At 64.6% G+C, this 14,091-nt stretch carries 15 protein-coding genes; 6 read left to right on the top strand and 9 right to left on the bottom strand.

Annotated elements, in window-relative coordinates; all coding sequences use genetic code 11:
• Positions 1–185: 185 nt before the first annotated feature.
• The 6 genes from ACRCYW_RS04590 to ACRCYW_RS04615 all read right to left on the bottom strand — a co-directional run bounded on the left by ACRCYW_RS04590 (position 186) and on the right by ACRCYW_RS04615 (position 5,132).
• Complete coding sequence (locus ACRCYW_RS04590) at positions 186–935, bottom strand: substrate-binding periplasmic protein (RefSeq protein WP_438549030.1); 750 nt, start codon at positions 933–935, stop codon at positions 186–188.
• A 226-nt stretch (positions 936–1,161) separates the two neighbouring features.
• Positions 1,162–1,662: a GDYXXLXY domain-containing protein gene (locus tag ACRCYW_RS04595; RefSeq protein ID WP_438548970.1), complete on the bottom strand. Its 501-nt coding sequence runs from the start codon at positions 1,660–1,662 to the stop codon at positions 1,162–1,164.
• Positions 1,663–1,714: 52 nt separating this feature from the next.
• Positions 1,715–2,734 carry a DUF4401 domain-containing protein gene (locus tag ACRCYW_RS04600; RefSeq protein ID WP_438548971.1) on the bottom strand — a complete coding sequence of 340 codons (1,020 nt, stop codon included), beginning with the start codon at positions 2,732–2,734 and terminating at the stop codon, positions 1,715–1,717.
• A 75-nt stretch (positions 2,735–2,809) separates the two neighbouring features.
• Positions 2,810–3,748, bottom strand: coding sequence for a DUF2157 domain-containing protein (locus ACRCYW_RS04605; protein WP_438548972.1), 939 nt, complete (start codon positions 3,746–3,748; stop codon positions 2,810–2,812).
• Positions 3,749–3,978: 230 nt separating this feature from the next.
• A complete protein-coding gene (locus tag ACRCYW_RS04610; RefSeq protein ID WP_438548973.1) occupies positions 3,979–4,536 on the bottom strand; it encodes a TMEM165/GDT1 family protein in 558 nt (185 codons plus the stop codon).
• Between the two features lie 266 nt (positions 4,537–4,802).
• Positions 4,803–5,132 carry a translation initiation factor gene (locus ACRCYW_RS04615; RefSeq protein WP_438548974.1) on the bottom strand — a complete coding sequence of 110 codons (330 nt, stop codon included), beginning with the start codon at positions 5,130–5,132 and terminating at the stop codon, positions 4,803–4,805.
• 119 nt (positions 5,133–5,251) lie between these two features.
• Here ACRCYW_RS04615 and ACRCYW_RS04620 point away from each other — a divergent pair, with 119 nt between their 5' ends.
• The 3 genes from ACRCYW_RS04620 to ACRCYW_RS04630 all read left to right on the top strand — a co-directional run bounded on the left by ACRCYW_RS04620 (position 5,252) and on the right by ACRCYW_RS04630 (position 8,115).
• Positions 5,252–5,479 carry a FeoA family protein gene (locus ACRCYW_RS04620; RefSeq protein ID WP_100861119.1) on the top strand — a complete coding sequence of 76 codons (228 nt, stop codon included), beginning with the start codon at positions 5,252–5,254 and terminating at the stop codon, positions 5,477–5,479.
• Positions 5,480–5,582: 103 nt separating this feature from the next.
• The gene (gene feoB, locus ACRCYW_RS04625) at positions 5,583–7,853 is read left to right on the top strand and encodes a Fe(2+) transporter permease subunit FeoB (RefSeq protein WP_438548975.1); all 2,271 of its coding nucleotides are present in this window, start codon (positions 5,583–5,585) and stop codon (positions 7,851–7,853) included.
• A gap of 19 nt (positions 7,854–7,872) precedes the next feature.
• Positions 7,873–8,115: a FeoC-like transcriptional regulator gene (locus ACRCYW_RS04630; protein WP_438548976.1), complete on the top strand. Its 243-nt coding sequence runs from the start codon at positions 7,873–7,875 to the stop codon at positions 8,113–8,115.
• A gap of 81 nt (positions 8,116–8,196) precedes the next feature.
• Here ACRCYW_RS04630 and glgC read toward each other — a convergent pair whose 3' ends face one another.
• The 3 genes from glgC to ACRCYW_RS04645 all read right to left on the bottom strand — a co-directional run bounded on the left by glgC (position 8,197) and on the right by ACRCYW_RS04645 (position 11,352).
• The gene (gene glgC, locus ACRCYW_RS04635; RefSeq protein WP_438548977.1) at positions 8,197–9,471 is read right to left on the bottom strand and encodes a glucose-1-phosphate adenylyltransferase; all 1,275 of its coding nucleotides are present in this window, start codon (positions 9,469–9,471) and stop codon (positions 8,197–8,199) included.
• Positions 9,472–9,801: 330 nt separating this feature from the next.
• Positions 9,802–10,941, bottom strand: a complete 1,140-nt coding sequence (gene tapW, locus ACRCYW_RS04640; protein ID WP_438548978.1) for a type IVa pilus ATPase TapW — start codon at positions 10,939–10,941, stop codon at positions 9,802–9,804.
• A 54-nt stretch (positions 10,942–10,995) separates the two neighbouring features.
• Positions 10,996–11,352, bottom strand: coding sequence for a DMT family protein (locus tag ACRCYW_RS04645; RefSeq protein WP_100861114.1), 357 nt, complete (start codon positions 11,350–11,352; stop codon positions 10,996–10,998).
• 112 nt (positions 11,353–11,464) lie between these two features.
• Between ACRCYW_RS04645 and ACRCYW_RS04650 the strand changes: the two genes are divergently transcribed.
• The 3 genes from ACRCYW_RS04650 to ACRCYW_RS04660 all read left to right on the top strand — a co-directional run bounded on the left by ACRCYW_RS04650 (position 11,465) and on the right by ACRCYW_RS04660 (position 14,065).
• On the top strand, positions 11,465–12,214 hold the full coding sequence (locus ACRCYW_RS04650; protein ID WP_438548979.1) for a substrate-binding periplasmic protein: 750 nt from the start codon (positions 11,465–11,467) through the stop codon (positions 12,212–12,214).
• Positions 12,215–12,294: 80 nt separating this feature from the next.
• Positions 12,295–13,302: a vitamin B12 ABC transporter permease BtuC gene (gene btuC / locus ACRCYW_RS04655; RefSeq protein WP_438548980.1), complete on the top strand. Its 1,008-nt coding sequence runs from the start codon at positions 12,295–12,297 to the stop codon at positions 13,300–13,302.
• Positions 13,289–14,065: an ATP-binding cassette domain-containing protein gene (locus ACRCYW_RS04660; protein WP_438548981.1), complete on the top strand. Its 777-nt coding sequence runs from the start codon at positions 13,289–13,291 to the stop codon at positions 14,063–14,065. The genes btuC and ACRCYW_RS04660 overlap by 14 nt, the downstream gene beginning before the upstream one ends.
• Positions 14,066–14,091: the final 26 nt, after the last annotated feature.

Below are 14,091 nucleotides of genomic sequence, written 5' to 3' on the forward strand. Positions count from 1 at the left end.
CTTCTTTTGCCGATTGCACCCCGTGATGGCCGACAGGCGCCGGGCGGGACAGCTGCCCCTTTCCCTTGGCTGATGGCTTCTCGTTGGGGGCTGTTGCGTGCGTGGGCAGACGAACGGCCGAACCCGCTCCCGTGGGTGCCACTTTCGGGCTAATTGGGTGCGACATGGCAGCCCGGCGTCGGGGGCTAGGGGAGGGGGAAGTATTTGGCCTGCAACTGCCGGAAGTCGCTGCTCGCCAGCACCTGGGTCAGACCGTGCTGGAACTCCTTGACCAGGGCATCGTCCACCGGGTGGCTGAAGGCGTAGCAGAACTGCTCCGAACTCAGCACCCAGCTCACGGTGAACTGGGCGGGATCCAGCTGCTGGGCGGCGATCAGATCCTGCATGGTGGTTCTGTTGGTGGAGACGAGATCGACCCGACCCGAGGTGAGCATGCGCAGGGCCTGGGAGAGGCGGTTGGCACTCATGATCTTCTGCTCGTCGAAGCCATTGTTGAGCAAAAGCTGCTCCCCCACGTCGGTGCGCACCGCGCCTATGGTGTAGCCCTGGGCATCCTCCAGCTTGCGGATCTTGATGTCCCGCCCGGCGAGCCCCATCAGCACGATCTCGGCGTAGCCGATGGGGCAGGCCCACTTGAACAAGGGGCTGCGGGCCTCGGTGCGGGCGGTGGAGAAGAGCACGGCGTTGGGTTTCTGGGTCAGCAGGTAGTAGCCCCTGGCCCAGGGCAGCATGGTGATGGGCTGGGGCGGGGTATTGGTCTTCTGCCACACCAGTTGCAGCAGCTCGACGGCGAGGCCGGTGGGGGCCCCCTTCTCATCGCTGAAGTTATAGGGTTTGTACTCCTCGGTGAGGTAGTGCAGCTGGCCGAGGGCCGGGCTGGCCTGGGCCTGGCCGAGCAGGAGCGATAGGGGGAGCAGGAGCTGTGCTGCGCCCATGACCACTGAGGTTGCTGTTCTCATCCAGACCATCCTGATGCGGGGTATCCCCATCAAGTGTTGCCAAGTCCCGGGCTTTCGCCACCCGTTATGGAGGGGGAGGTGGGGTGACGGCAACGGCTGGTGGCGACGGAGGGAGGCCGATGAAGGGGGATGCAGAGAGAAATGGCGGGAGCGAAGGGGCGGCGCCCCCTGTCGGTGGGCAGGGGGCGCAAGTTCGGACGGCCTACCAGGCCGCCCGGTTGGGGCCTATGGGCTTGAAGGCCTCGTCCCGCAGTCCCACCAGCAGGGTGGAGCCGTCGGCCTGCAGCCTGAACTCCCCGTAGCGGGCCGCCTCGAACGGCTCCCCCGCCCCCTCCTCGAAGAAGTAGGCGTCCGGCCCGATGCGCCACTGGCTCTCCTGCTTGCGCACCCGCAGCAGGCGTTCATCGGCCCCCAGCGCGTCCGGCTTGCCCCCCTCCACCCAGTGGGCTACCTGATGTTCGTCGAGGCGGATGACCAGGGTATCGACGGCCGCCGCTTTGTCCCGTTCCAGCCCCACCAGTTCGCGGGCCAGCGCATAGTTCAGGCGCATATAGTCCCCCTGCATCAGGGAGCGGGGATCGACTGGCGCCAGGGCCAGCAAGACCACCTCTCCGCTCGCCATGGCGCGCTCGAAGCGCCAGACGCTGAGGTTGATGCCCGCCAGGATGGCGAGGCCGGTCAGTAGCAGTGCGAGACGCTTCATGCCGGGCTCCTGCGGGTGGGTGTGTGATGTCTCATCTCGATGTTTAACTTTTTCACGATGTTTTCCTCGCACCGAGCCGTTTCAACAGCTGGCGGGCGCCGAGCAACAAAACCCCCGATCCCAGCAGCAGCCAGGACTTGGTCATCAGGGTGAGCCCCAGATCGTAGTAATAAAGGGAGCCAAAGCCCAGCAGCAGCAGGCCCGCCAGGGTCATGAGCCCGAGGCTCCCGCCATAGAAGCCGAGCACCAGCACCAGGGCGCCGGCCCCCATGCCGGGGATGATGGCGCTGATGAGCACCAGCGGCAGGGCATAGAGCAGGGGCAGCTTGAGCCGCACCATGACCCCGAGCAGCAGGGCGGCGCAGAGCAGGGGATTGAGCCAGAGGGGCAGGCGGGAGCCGCCGAGCTCGTCGAGCACGCTGGCGCCGCCGTCCCAGAGCGGGTGATGCAGGCGGCCCAACACCAGCAGGGAGAGGGCCAGCCCCAGGGTCAGGGACTCGTAGAGCTGATGGCGCCTGGGGTCGTGCTCGGCCTGCAGCCAGCAGGCGGCGAGGGCGGCCATCACCAGCGGCAGGGCCAGCAGTTGCAGGCCGAGGCAGGAGAGCCCCAGGGCGAGCAGGATGGCGGCGGCGAAGCTGTGGAACAGCCGCACCAGCCAGTGCTCGAACAGGGCGGCGATCACCAGCGCGAGCAGGGTGAGGCCGAACCAGAGGGGGGTCGAGTCCAGATCCAGCCTGTCCAGCAGGCCATAGAGCAGCCAGGCATCCGCCGCCAGCGCCAGTGCTAGCACGAACTGATCCCGCAGATCGCTGGCCTGGGGGCCGTGCCGGGTGCTGCGGTTGAGGCCAAGGGCGGCCATCATGAGCACGGCGCCGGTGGCGAGGGCGTGATTGGCCTCCTGGATCCAGGACTCCAGCGCCATGAAGAGGAAGAACAGCAGGAAGAGGGCGGCAAGCCAGCCCACCACGCCGAGCAGGAAACGGCTCGACCAGTGGGGTTGTTCATCTCTGGGGGCGTCCCCCTCGACGAGCTGGACGGCCTGCAGCCGCTGCCAGGGGGTCAGTTCGGCCATGATGTCTCCTCCGGGGTGATGGCATCTGGCGTGCCCGACGCCTCATGGGTGGGGCGAAAGGGGTGCCAAGTGAACTCAGCCATGGAGCCTCCTTTGTTGTTGCAACCAGCGGCTGGCCGCGACCGAGAGCCCGATGGCGATGAGGCTCAGCAGCAGGAAGCCGTTGATGTCTGGCTCCATCCACTTGCCGAGCGCCGCCAGGATGACGGCGATGAGGCTCAGGCACCCCATGGCGAGGCCGGCGATGAAGCGCCCATGCCAGCGCAGGTAGGCGGCAGCGAGCCAGCCGAGCCAGAGGGGCCAGACCCAGGGGGAGGCGGCATCGAACAGGGCCAGCAGGGCCAGCAGCGTGATGCCAAGGCCGGCGGCCAGCCCCGCCAGCCAGGAGGGCATCAGCCCCCAACGGGCGGGCACCGGGATGAGGGCACCCCAGAGGGCGAGGTTGAACAGGGAGAGGCTCCAGCCGAGGGCCTCCTCGTCGAAGGCGAAGAAAAAGTCGAACAGGCCGAGGCGCCAGTAGAGCACCAGGGCGAGCTGGCCGAGCAGCCAGCAGAGGGTCCAGAGCAGTGGGCTGGTGCCGAGCGCCGCCAGGGGGACGAGCAACAGGGCCCAGGTGGCGAACAGCTGCCAGGGATCGGCGCCGGTCTGGTAGGTCTGACCCACCAGGGCCAGCAGGGCACCGATATTGAGGGCGATGGCCAGCAGCAGGGCCTGGCGCGCCCCCCCCGTCATGGGCCGCTTCCACAGCAGCACCAGCATGGCGAGCAGGGGCAGCTCCAGCAGGGCGAGGCGGGACAGGCGACCGAGCTCCTGCCAGTTGAAGGCGACGAAGAACACCAGTCCGGCGCCGAGGCAGAGGCTGCCGAGCCAGAGCAGCAGCCGGTCGAACAGCCACTGCCAGCGCTGCGCGCTGGGGGGCAGTTCCAGCAGCGCGAGGGCGGCTGGCAGCCGCTCCGGCGCGAGGCGGCCGCGTCTGACCCAGTCGAGCAGTGTCTGTCTTGAGGTGTGGTGCATGGCAAGGCTCCCAAGTGCCTGTCTGTCCTTGTGTTTGTCGCATTATGGCACGGCGCGCTGCGCCGGGGCAGGCCCCGCCTGAGTGGGTGCGACAAGGCTGACGCACGCCAGAAGGGCGGGGCGCCTTTTGGGCATGAAAAAGCCCCGATCTCGGATCGGGGCTTGCTGAGGCTGGCGCTCTGGTGGGGTAAGTCAGTGCTCACGCTGACCTCCCCGCCTTATGGGGCCAATCAGACGAAGATAAGGGTGCTGACCCCGAGCCCCACGAACAGGATGGCGCAGGCGATGCGGATCCCCTTGAGGGGCAGCTTGTCGGCGCCAAGCTTGCCGAGCAGCACCACGGGCACGTTCGCCAGCATCATGCCGAGGGTGGTGCCGGCAATGACCTGAGAGAGGGAGTCGTACTTGGCCGCCAGCAGCACTGTGGCTATCTGGGTCTTGTCGCCAATCTCGGCGATGAAGAAGAGCACGAAAGTGGCCATAAAGGGGCCGTATTTGTCGAGAGAGCTCTCCTCGTCGTCCATCTTGTCCGGCACCAGGATCCAGAGCGCCATGGCGATGAAGGCCGCGGCCACCAGGTAGGTCATGAGCTTGGGATCGAGCCAGTTGCTGATGAATCCGCCGAGCCAGGCGGCGCCGGCGTGGTTGAGCAGGGTCGCCGCCAGCATGCCGGCTATGATGGGCCAGGGTTTCTTGAAACGACAGATGAGGAGCAACGCCAGCAGCTGGGTCTTGTCGCCAATTTCGGCGATAGCCACGCTCAGGGTTGAGGTTAACAAGGCTTCCATAAAAAATAACCGGGGGACGGAATTGTTATACCTGAGACAAGCCTGCGCCATCCGTCCCCGGTATTGGCACTGGCCCGTCAAAGGTCTTGTCAAATCCGGCATTGCCCGGATCATCCTGACCATGGTGAGTTGGCACCAAGTGTGTTGATCAGGATCGCGCGTCGGCTTTGGCTAACAGCTAAACCGGTGGCGAGACTACTCCCCCTCGATGGGAGCGGGCATTCTAGGGAAAAAGGGGGGGCGAAACAAGGGCGAAAAGCGGGGCATCAGCCGCCGACCAGCTTGACGCTGAAGCCCGCCTTCTCCAGTTCGGCCTTGATAAGGTCCCGTTTGTCACCCTGGATCTCGATGATCCCCTCCTTCAAGCCCCCGCCGGTGCCGCATTTTTTCTTGAGCAGGGTGGCGATGGTTTTCTGCTGATCGACCGGCACGCCATGGATGCTGATGACGCCGGCGCCCTTGCGCCCCTTGGTCTCGCGGCGAATGCGAACGATGCCGTCGGCGGGGAAGGGGGAGGCGCTTTGGGGGCCGGTCTGCTCTTTGATCATGCCGCCATCCGTGCTGTAAACCAGGCGGCTGTTGTTGTCTGGGGTCATGGCTGTTCTTTGTGGATTAGCTGAGGGGAGTTTGATTTTACGCAAATAAATGTTGGGGGCACAGCTTATAATTCCCCGACTAAAAGCGAATTATTCTTGTTTCTCATCAGGGGTCCGTCATGGTACTCACGCAGTTGTCGCCGGGGCAGAGCGCCCGCATCAAGAACATGAATCAGTTGACGCGCCCGCTGCGACGCAAGTTGATGGTGATGGGACTCTTGCCCCAGACCGAGGTCATCTTCCTGCGGGCGGCGCCCCTCGGGGATCCGCTTCAGATCCAGTGCCAGGGCATCTGTCTCTCCATGCAAAAGAGCCTGGCACAGCAAATCGAGGTGGAGCCGGTATGAACCTACTTGCAGCAGAAGAGTCCGGTTCAACTTATCGAGGCGGAAGCACCATGAGCCACTCACAGCAAAAGAGCCTGAATCATCGAATCGAGGTGGAACCGGTATGAGCTACAACCTGGTCACCGTCGGCAATCCCAACAGCGGCAAGACATCCCTGTTCAACGCCCTCACCGGTGCCCGCCAACAGGTAGGCAACTGGAGCGGGGTCACCGTCGACAAGAAGATGGGCGAGTTCTCCGCAGGGGATCACGACTACCAATTGATGGACCTGCCCGGCATCTATGCCCTCGCCAATCAGGAGGCGAGCCTGGACGAGCAGATCGCCAGCCGCTTCGTCGAGGGGCAGCAGCCCGACTTGCTGCTCAACGTCATCGATGCCGCCAACCTGGAGCGCTCCCTCTACCTCACCCTGCAACTGCGTGAGCTGGGCCTGCCCATGGTGGTGGTGCTCAACAAGATGGATCTGCTGCAAAAGCGCCGCGTCACCATAGATGAATCCCTGCTGAGCGAGGCCCTGGGTTGCCCCGTGGTGTCGCTCTCTGCCCACAACCGCCAGCAGGTGGCGGCCTTCAAGGGGCAGATCCAGACCTTCATCGGCAAGGCGGCGCCGGCCCTGGTGCTCGACTATGGTCAGCCGCTGGAAGCCGACATAGCAGAACTCGAGACCCTGCTCGCCCCCCATCATCTGAGCCCCCGTGGCCGCGCCCTGCGCCTGCTGGAAGAAGATGACGCCATGCAGGAGACTGTGCTGGCCGGCCAGCAGGCCGCCGTCGGCAACTTGGTCAACCGGGCCCATGGCGCCCAGGACATCGACCTGCAACTGGCCGATCTGCGCTACGGTCACATCCATCACTGGTGCCAGCAGGCGTGCAAGCAGAAGGGCAAGCTCACCATCGCCCAGAGCGAGTGGCTGGACAAGGTGCTGCTCAACCGCTGGATTGGCATCCCCTTCTTCCTGTTGGTGATGTACCTGATGTTCATGTTCGCCATCAATGTGGGCAGCGCCTTCATCGATTTCTTCGACATCATGGGGGCGGCCCTGTTCGTGGACGGGGTGCACCATCTGCTCGGCCTGGTGGGTGCCCCTGCCTGGCTGGATGCGGTGCTGGGGGATGGCATAGGCGCCGGTCTGCAGACGGTGGCGACCTTCATCCCCGTGGTGGGCTGTCTGTTCCTCTTCCTCGCCGTGTTGGAGAGCTCGGGCTACCTCGCCCGCGCCGCCTTCGTGGTGGATGCCCTGATGCGCCGTCTCGGTCTGCCCGGCAAGGCCTTCGTGCCCATGCTGATGGGCTTCGGCTGCACGGTGCCGGCGGTGATGGCGACCCGTACCCTCAACTCGGAGCGGGAGCGGCTGATGACCTCGGCCATGGCCCCCTTCATGTCCTGCGGCGCGCGCCTGCCGGTCTACGCCCTGTTCGCGGTGGCCTTCTTCCCGGCGTCGGGCCAGAACCTGGTGTTCGGCCTCTACCTCATCGGCATACTGGCGGCGGTACTCACCGGCCTCTTCCTGCGCAGCACCCTGCTGCCGGGCAAGAGCGACTCCATGGTGATGGAGATGCCGGACTACGAGTGGCCCCGTCCGGTGGACGTGGGACTGCGCACCTGGCAAAAGCTCAAGGCCTTCATCTTCGGCGCGGGCAAGACCATAGTGCTGATGGTGGCCGTGCTGAGCGTGCTCAATTCGCTGGGCACAGACGGTAGCTTCGGCAACCAGGACAAGGAGAACTCCGTGCTGAGCAAGCTCAGCCAGACGGTGACCCCAGTGCTGCACCCCATAGGCGTGCGGGAAGAGAACTGGCAGGCGACGGTCGGCATCCTCACCGGCATCTTCGCCAAGGAGGCCGTGGTGGCCACCCTCAACAGCCTCTACGCCGGTGGCGCCGGGGATGAGGAGGAGAGCGAGTACTCCCTGCTCGGCAGCCTGCAGGAGGCGCTGGCGACCATACCTGCGAACCTCGCCGGTATCGATCCGACCGATCCCATGGGGATCAAGGTCGGGGATCTGGAGAACCAGCAGGTCGCGGCCGAGGAGCAGGAGGTGGACACCTCCACCTATGGCAACATGCAGACCCACTTCGACGGTGTGGCCGGCGCCTTCGCCTACCTGCTGTTCGTGCTGCTCTACATGCCCTGCGCCGCCGCCATGGGCGCCTTGGTGCGGGAAACCGGCCGTCAGTGGGCCCTGTTCACCGCCGCCTGGTGCAACTACTTGGCCTTCATGTGCGCTACCGTCTTCTATCAGCTGGCCACCTTTGCCGCCCACCCGGAGCAGAGCCTGCTGTGGCTGGCCTTCTATGGCCTCTCCCTGGCGCTGCTCTGGTGGCTCGGTCGCCGTCATGGCGACATCGCGGGCCGCAAGGTGATGGCCCTGTGAGTCGAGAGGAGGTAGAAGCATGATACTGCGAGAACTGGGGGATTACCTCGCCACCCAGCAGAGGGTGAGCCGGCGGGAGCTGGCCCGCCACTTCCACACCTCGGAAGATGCAGTGGAGGCCATGCTCGGGGTCTGGATGCGCAAGGGGCGCGTCGCCAAGCGGGAGACTCAGGTGTGCGGCGGCTCCTGCTGCGGCAAGAGTCAGGAGGTGATGTTCGAGTGGTGTGAACCCGGCCAGATTGGGTTGATACAAAAGCGCTGAGCCTGCCGCTCACCCCATCAAAAAGAACCCGCCGCTGGCGGGTTCTTCGTTTTCTGTGACGCTGTGTGCCCGAGGTGGGGCTTATCCCAGCCTGGCCAGCATCTCCCGGGTCACCAGCACGACCCCCTGCCCGGTGCGATGGAAGCGGCGGCTGTCCTCGTCGGCGTTCTCCCCGACCACCAGCCCCTCCGGCAGGGTACAGCCCTTGTCGATGATGACGCGGCGCAGCCGGCAGCCGGCCCCTATCTCGACCTGGGGGAAGATCACCGCCTGCTCCAGAGTGCAGCAGGAGTCGACCCGCACGTTGGGGAAGAGCACGGAGTCCAGGATGAAGGAGCCGTTGACTATGGTGCCGCCGGCCAGCTGGGAGTTGATCACCATGCCGTGCTGGCCGTGGCGATCCTGCACGAACTTGGCGGGGGGCAGCATCTTCTGGCTGGTCCAGATAGGCCAGTCCTGATCGTAGACATCCAGCTCAGGGGTGACGGAGGTCAGATCCATGTTGGCCTCCCACAGGGCATCCAGGGTGCCGACATCGCGCCAGTAGGGGCGCTGCTGCGCGCTGGCGCCGACGCAGGAGTCGGCGAACGGGTGGGCGTAGGCGACCCCCTCCCTGACCGCCTTCGGGATCACGTCCCGGCCAAAGTCGTGGTGAGAGTGAGGATCGGCGAGATCCGCCTCCAGCAACTGGTAGAGGTAGTCGGCATTGAAGATGTAGAGCCCCATGGAGGCCAGGGCGCTGTCGGGCCTGCCCGGCATGGGGGCGGGCTGGGCGGGTTTCTCGATGAAGCTCTCTATCCTGCGATCCTCCCCCTGGGTCATCACGCCGAAGGCGCTCGCCTCCTGACGGGGGACTTCTATGCTGGCCACCGTCACCCTGGCCCCCAGCTTGACGTGATCCAGCAGCATGGCGGTGTAGTCCATCTTGTAGATGTGATCCCCCGCGAGCACTACCACATACTTGGGGGCGTGCTCGCGGATGATGTCCAGATTCTGATAGACGGCGTCTGCGGTGCCGCGATACCAGTGCACCTCGTCCACCCGTTGCTGGGCAGGCATCAGCTCGATGAACTCATGCATCTGATAGCGCAGGAAGGACCAGCCCGATTGCAGGTGGCGCAGCAGGCTGTGGGATTTGTACTGGGTGATGACCCCGATCCGGCGAATGCCCGAGTTGACGCAGTTGGAGAGGACGAAGTCGATGATGCGGAACTTGCCGCCGAAGTGTACCGCAGGCAGCGCCCGGCTGTCCGTCAACTGATGCAGGCCGCAGCCCCGTCCTCCGGCGAGGACGAGAGCCATGGTTTCATTCAATAACTGTCGTGATTTTGCTGTATTGTTGGGTGATAACAACATTTAACACTCCTGTTAGATCCATCATTAGTGATAATGCCTGTTTTCCACTGGCGAGTTAGTGCCGCTAATCACGATTTCGCTTTGCCGGGGTGCAAATGAGTTTGTTTTGAGCGGCCAGCGTGGCCAGAACAGGGGATAAACGAGGAGAGGCGGGAGATGAGGGCCAGGTCCCGCCTGGGGCTGGCGGTGCGGCAAGCCTCAACCTGGGAGAGCCGATCGGTGGGAAACGAGAGGGATCTTGCCCGTGTTCCCACTGCTATCGATGAAAAGGGAGCCATCTCGGCTCCCTTTCAATATCTCGGTGACATCTTTATCTGCCAATGGGCCCGACTAGAAGGGATCCTGCTGGCCGTCCTTGGTGGGCTCCAGGCTCCAACTGCTGGCGGCCGGGCTCTGGACTATCTGCCCCTTCTCCCGCCACAGCTTGATCTTCAGGCGCAGGTTGTTCTGGGAGTCGGCATTCTTCACCGCCTCCTCGTCGTCGATGACCCCCTCCACCACCAGATCGAACAGGGCATTGTCGAAGGTGACCATGCCGAGGGCCTGGGACTTCTCCATCACCTCCTTGAGGCTGCCAAACTCCCCGCGCTTGATGAGATCCCGGATGGTGTGGGTGCCGAGCATGATCTCCACCGCCGCCCGTCTCCCGCCATCCAGGGTCTTCACCAGCCGCTGGGAGACGAAGGCCTGCAGGTTGTTGCCCAGATCGTTGAGCAGCTGGGGCCTGCGCTCCTCGGGGAAGAAGTTGATGATGCGATCCAGCGCCTGGTTCGCGTTGTTGGCGTGCAGGGTGGAGATGGCCAGGTGCCCGGTCTCGGAGAAGGCGAGGGCGTGCTCCATGGTCTCGCGATCGCGGATCTCGCCGATGAGGATCACATCCGGGGCCTGGCGCAGGGTGTTCTTCAGGGCGGCGTGGAAGCTGCGGGTGTCCACCCCCACCTCCCGCTGGTTGATGATGCTCTTGCGATGGCGATGGACGAACTCCACCGGATCCTCGATGGTGATGATGTGGCCGCTGTGGTTGCGGTTGCGATGGTCGATGAGGGCCGCCAGCGACGTCGATTTACCCGAGCCCGTGCCGCCGACGAACAGCACCAGTCCGCGCTTCTCCATGATGGTGTCGAGCAGCACGGGGGGGAGTTTCAGATCCTCGAAACGGGGGATCTCCGTCTTGATGTTGCGCGCCACCAGGGAGACTTCGTTGCGCTGCTTGAAGATGTTGATGCGAAAGCGGCCAATCTGGGGCAGGGAGATGGCGAGGTTCATCTCCAGCTCCTTCTCGAACTGCTGCTTCTGTTCCCCATCCATGATGTCGTCGGCAATCTTCGCCACCTCACCCGGTCCGAGTGGGGTCTCGCTCAAGGGGCGCAGGGCGCCGTTGAACTTGGCGCAGGGGGGGGCGCCGGTGGAGAGATAGAGGTCTGAGCCATCCTGTTTGGCCAGCGTCTGTAGCATGTCTCGCAATTCCATGGGGCCTCTCACTCAAAAAGATGCGATGGGGAAGATGTGGTTGAGTGTATCCGGTCAGATGCCGGTGAGTTTCTCGCGAAACACAAAAAATACTGCCCCCAGGATGCAGAGGCCGGCCCAGAGGTAGTCCCATTTCAGATCCTCTTTCAGATAGAAGATGGAGAAGGGGACGAAGACGGTGAGGGTGATCACCTCCTGCAGGATCTTGAGCTGACCCACCGACAGCACGGTATGGCCGATGCGGTTGGCGGGTACCTGCAACAGATATTCAAACAGGGCTATACCCCAGCTGATGAGGGCGGCGATGATCCAGGGCTTGTGGTTCATGCTCTTGAGATGGGCATACCAGGCGAAGGTCATGAAGACGTTGCTGCAGATCAACAGGCCAATGCTGGTGACGATAGGGTTCATTAGGTTCTCCTTTAAAATCAATCGCATTTTATCTCGAGAGGGTGGGTTTCCATAAGTGGGGCTTGAGGGTATTTTTACCCCACAAGGATGAAGCAACATAAGGCTGGAATGGATGGGCAAGACAAGCTGGGGAGTGCTTGGTCTGCTGTTTGCCTGCATCGCGCCCCTTGCCTCGATGGCAAACGGCGCGCCGACCCTGACGGTGGCGACGGATGTGTGGCCCCCCTTTCGCATGCTGGCGCAGGATGGGAAGTTTTACGGCCTGGATATCGACATCTTGCGCCGCTTGCAGGCCCGCAGCGGCGTCAGCCTCGAACTCAAGCGGGTGCCCTGGGGGCGAGCCCTCAAACAGATGCAGACCGGTCAGGCCGATCTCATGATAGGGCTCGCCAAGACCCCGGAGCGCGCCGTTTTCATCGATTACCTGCAACCGGCCTATTACCAGTGCAACCCGGCGTTCTACGGCAAGGCCAGGGCCGTGGCCGGCATCAAGGATTACGAGGATCTGCGCGGGCGCGAGGTGGGTTATGTGCTCAATTCGGCCTATTTCGCCCCCTTCGATGAGGACCTCGGGATAGACAAGCACGGCGTGCCGACCGAGGCCCAGTTGCAGCGCATGGTGGAGCGCGGCCACCTGCCGCTGATGATAGGCACCGACTGCCAGGTGGATTACGCCCTGAGTCGGCGCAATGCCGGTGCCCTGGTCAAGGCGGATTACCTGCCGCCATCCCCCGTGGTGCTCTACCTCGGCATCAGCAAGCGCTCACCCCATCACGGCCTCGGGCCCGTGCTGGCGAAGGCCCTGCACGAGATGGTCATCAGCGGCGAGATAGGGACGCTGGCCAAGCCCTACCAGCCTTGACCTCGGGTGGCCTGGCGCTGTTATCATGCACCCTGTTGGCGGCCCGTTTTGGGTCGCACCTCTCTCATCGGGGATCCTGCTTGTATCTCGCTCTCATCCATCGCCAGCAGCGCTGGCAGCGTTATTGGCTGCTCGCCCTGCTGCTGCTCACCCTCTCCCTGTTCCTGCTCTCCCTGGCCTGGGGGGAGTTCCTGCTGTTGCCCTGGCCCCCCCTGAGCGAGCTGGAGCAACGCATCCTGCTGGACTTGCGTCTGCCCCGCGCCCTGCTGGCCCTGCTGGCGGGGGCGGCGCTCGCCTGTGGCGGCGCCGTGTTGCAGGTGATGCTGCACAACCCGGTGGCGGAGCCCGGCCTGCTCGGTGTCTCGAGCGGCGCAGGGCTCGCGGCCATGGTGGCCATGGCGGTGGCCAGATCCCTCGGGGTCTATCTGCCGGGCTGGGGGCTCTCCCTCGCCGCCTTCGGCGGTGCCCTGGTGGTGACCATGATGCTGATCCGGCTGGCGCACCGGGCCCGTCTCGGCCACACCCGCTTGCTGCTGTTCGGGGTCGCCATCGGTATCCTCACCAATGCCGCCATGACCTGGCTGATGTATTTCGCGGACGACGCCTCCCTGCGGGAATTCATGTTCTGGATGATGGGCAGCCTTTCCTATGGCAGTCAGCAACTCGCCTGGTGGTGGCTGGTGCTGCCGCTGACCCTGGGCTGGCTCTGCCTGCAGGGGCGGGCCCTGCAACAGCTGCTGCTGGGGGAGACCCAGGCTCGCCTGATGGGACTGGACGTGGACAGGGTGCGGGTGCAACTGGTGCTGGCGGTCTGCCTGCTCACCGGCCTCGCGGTGGCCCTGTGTGGCGTCATCGGCTTCGTCGGCCTGGTGGTGCCCCATCTGCTGCGCCTGTGTGGGGGCAGCGATCAGCGCTTCCTCTTGCCCGCCTCGGCCCTCGGGGGGGGCGCCCTGCTGCTCGGCGCCGATCTCATCGCCCGCTCGGCCCTGAGCGCCGGCGAGCTCCCCATAGGCGTCATCACCGCCTCGGTGGGGGCGCCGCTCTTTATCTACCTGCTGTTGAGGCAAGATGCCGATGTCTCCCGTTAATGCTCCCTCACCGGTGCTGGCGGCCCGGGCCCTGGCCATCCCGGCACGGCTTGTCCCCCTGGATCTGGGCTGGGCCGACGGCCAGCTGGTGGCCCTGCTCGGCCCCAACGGCAGCGGCAAGTCGACCCTGCTCGGCGCCCTGGCCGGCCTCCTGCCTGGGCAGGGGGAGGTGCTGCTCGAGGGGCAATCCATCTCGGACATGAGCTGGCCGGAGCTCGCCAGGCGGCGGGCCATGCTGCCCCAGCGTCAACCCCAGCTGTTTCATATCCCGGTATTCCAGGTGCTGAGCCTGGGGCTGGACGAGGCGGACGATCCCGACGCTCGTAACCAGGCGGTATTGGCCCTGTGCCGGGAGCTCGAGCTCGATGCGCTTCTGGCTCGGGACTTCAGCCGCCTCTCCGGCGGCGAGCAGCAGCGGGTGCTGATCGCCCGCACCCTGCTGCAGATCTGGCCAGGACTCAACCCGGCGGGGCGGGTGCTGCTGCTGGACGAACCGCTGGCCGGGCTGGATCTGCATCACCAGCTGGCCCTGCTGCGGTTGCTCAAGCGACTCTCCAGGCAGGGGCTGCTGGTGGTGCTCGCCATCCACGACATCAACCTCGCCATCGACTGGGCGGATCGCATCCTCTGCCTGCAACAGGGGGCGCTGGTGGCCGAGGGCGGGGTGGAGATCATCGATCAGGATCTGCTGGCACGGGTGTTCCAGATAAGGACGGATCGCATCGAGGCGGACGGGCGAGTCTGGTTCAGGCCGAGCCTGTAGGTGCCTGGCCCCATCCCCGACCTTTC

The sequence above is a fragment of the Aeromonas sp. genome (genome assembly GCF_051657805.1).
Lineage (GTDB): Bacteria > Pseudomonadota > Gammaproteobacteria > Enterobacterales > Aeromonadaceae > Aeromonas.

Excerpts from the sequence above, each read along its gene's own strand:
- tapW (WP_438548978.1), bottom strand. The coding sequence starts at position 10,941 with ATGGAATTGCGAGACATGCTACAGACGCTGGCCAAACAGGATGGCTCA.
- ACRCYW_RS04610 (WP_438548973.1), bottom strand. The coding sequence starts at position 4,536 with ATGGAAGCCTTGTTAACCTCAACCCTGAGCGTGGCTATCGCCGAAATT.
- ACRCYW_RS04600 (WP_438548971.1), bottom strand. The coding sequence starts at position 2,734 with ATGGCCGAACTGACCCCCTGGCAGCGGCTGCAGGCCGTCCAGCTCGTC.
- feoB (WP_438548975.1), top strand. The coding sequence starts at position 5,583 with ATGAGCTACAACCTGGTCACCGTCGGCAATCCCAACAGCGGCAAGACA.
- ACRCYW_RS04645 (WP_100861114.1), bottom strand. The coding sequence starts at position 11,352 with ATGAACCCTATCGTCACCAGCATTGGCCTGTTGATCTGCAGCAACGTC.
- glgC (WP_438548977.1), bottom strand. The coding sequence starts at position 9,471 with ATGTTGTTATCACCCAACAATACAGCAAAATCACGACAGTTATTGAAT.
- ACRCYW_RS04650 (WP_438548979.1), top strand. The coding sequence starts at position 11,465 with ATGGGCAAGACAAGCTGGGGAGTGCTTGGTCTGCTGTTTGCCTGCATC.
- ACRCYW_RS04595 (WP_438548970.1), bottom strand. The coding sequence starts at position 1,662 with ATGAAGCGTCTCGCACTGCTACTGACCGGCCTCGCCATCCTGGCGGGC.
- ACRCYW_RS04605 (WP_438548972.1), bottom strand. The coding sequence starts at position 3,748 with ATGCACCACACCTCAAGACAGACACTGCTCGACTGGGTCAGACGCGGC.
- ACRCYW_RS04630 (WP_438548976.1), top strand. The coding sequence starts at position 7,873 with ATGATACTGCGAGAACTGGGGGATTACCTCGCCACCCAGCAGAGGGTG.
- ACRCYW_RS04620 (WP_100861119.1), top strand. The coding sequence starts at position 5,252 with ATGGTACTCACGCAGTTGTCGCCGGGGCAGAGCGCCCGCATCAAGAAC.
- ACRCYW_RS04660 (WP_438548981.1), top strand. The coding sequence starts at position 13,289 with ATGTCTCCCGTTAATGCTCCCTCACCGGTGCTGGCGGCCCGGGCCCTG.
- ACRCYW_RS04590 (WP_438549030.1), bottom strand. The coding sequence starts at position 935 with ATGGGCGCAGCACAGCTCCTGCTCCCCCTATCGCTCCTGCTCGGCCAG.
- ACRCYW_RS04615 (WP_438548974.1), bottom strand. The coding sequence starts at position 5,132 with ATGACCCCAGACAACAACAGCCGCCTGGTTTACAGCACGGATGGCGGC.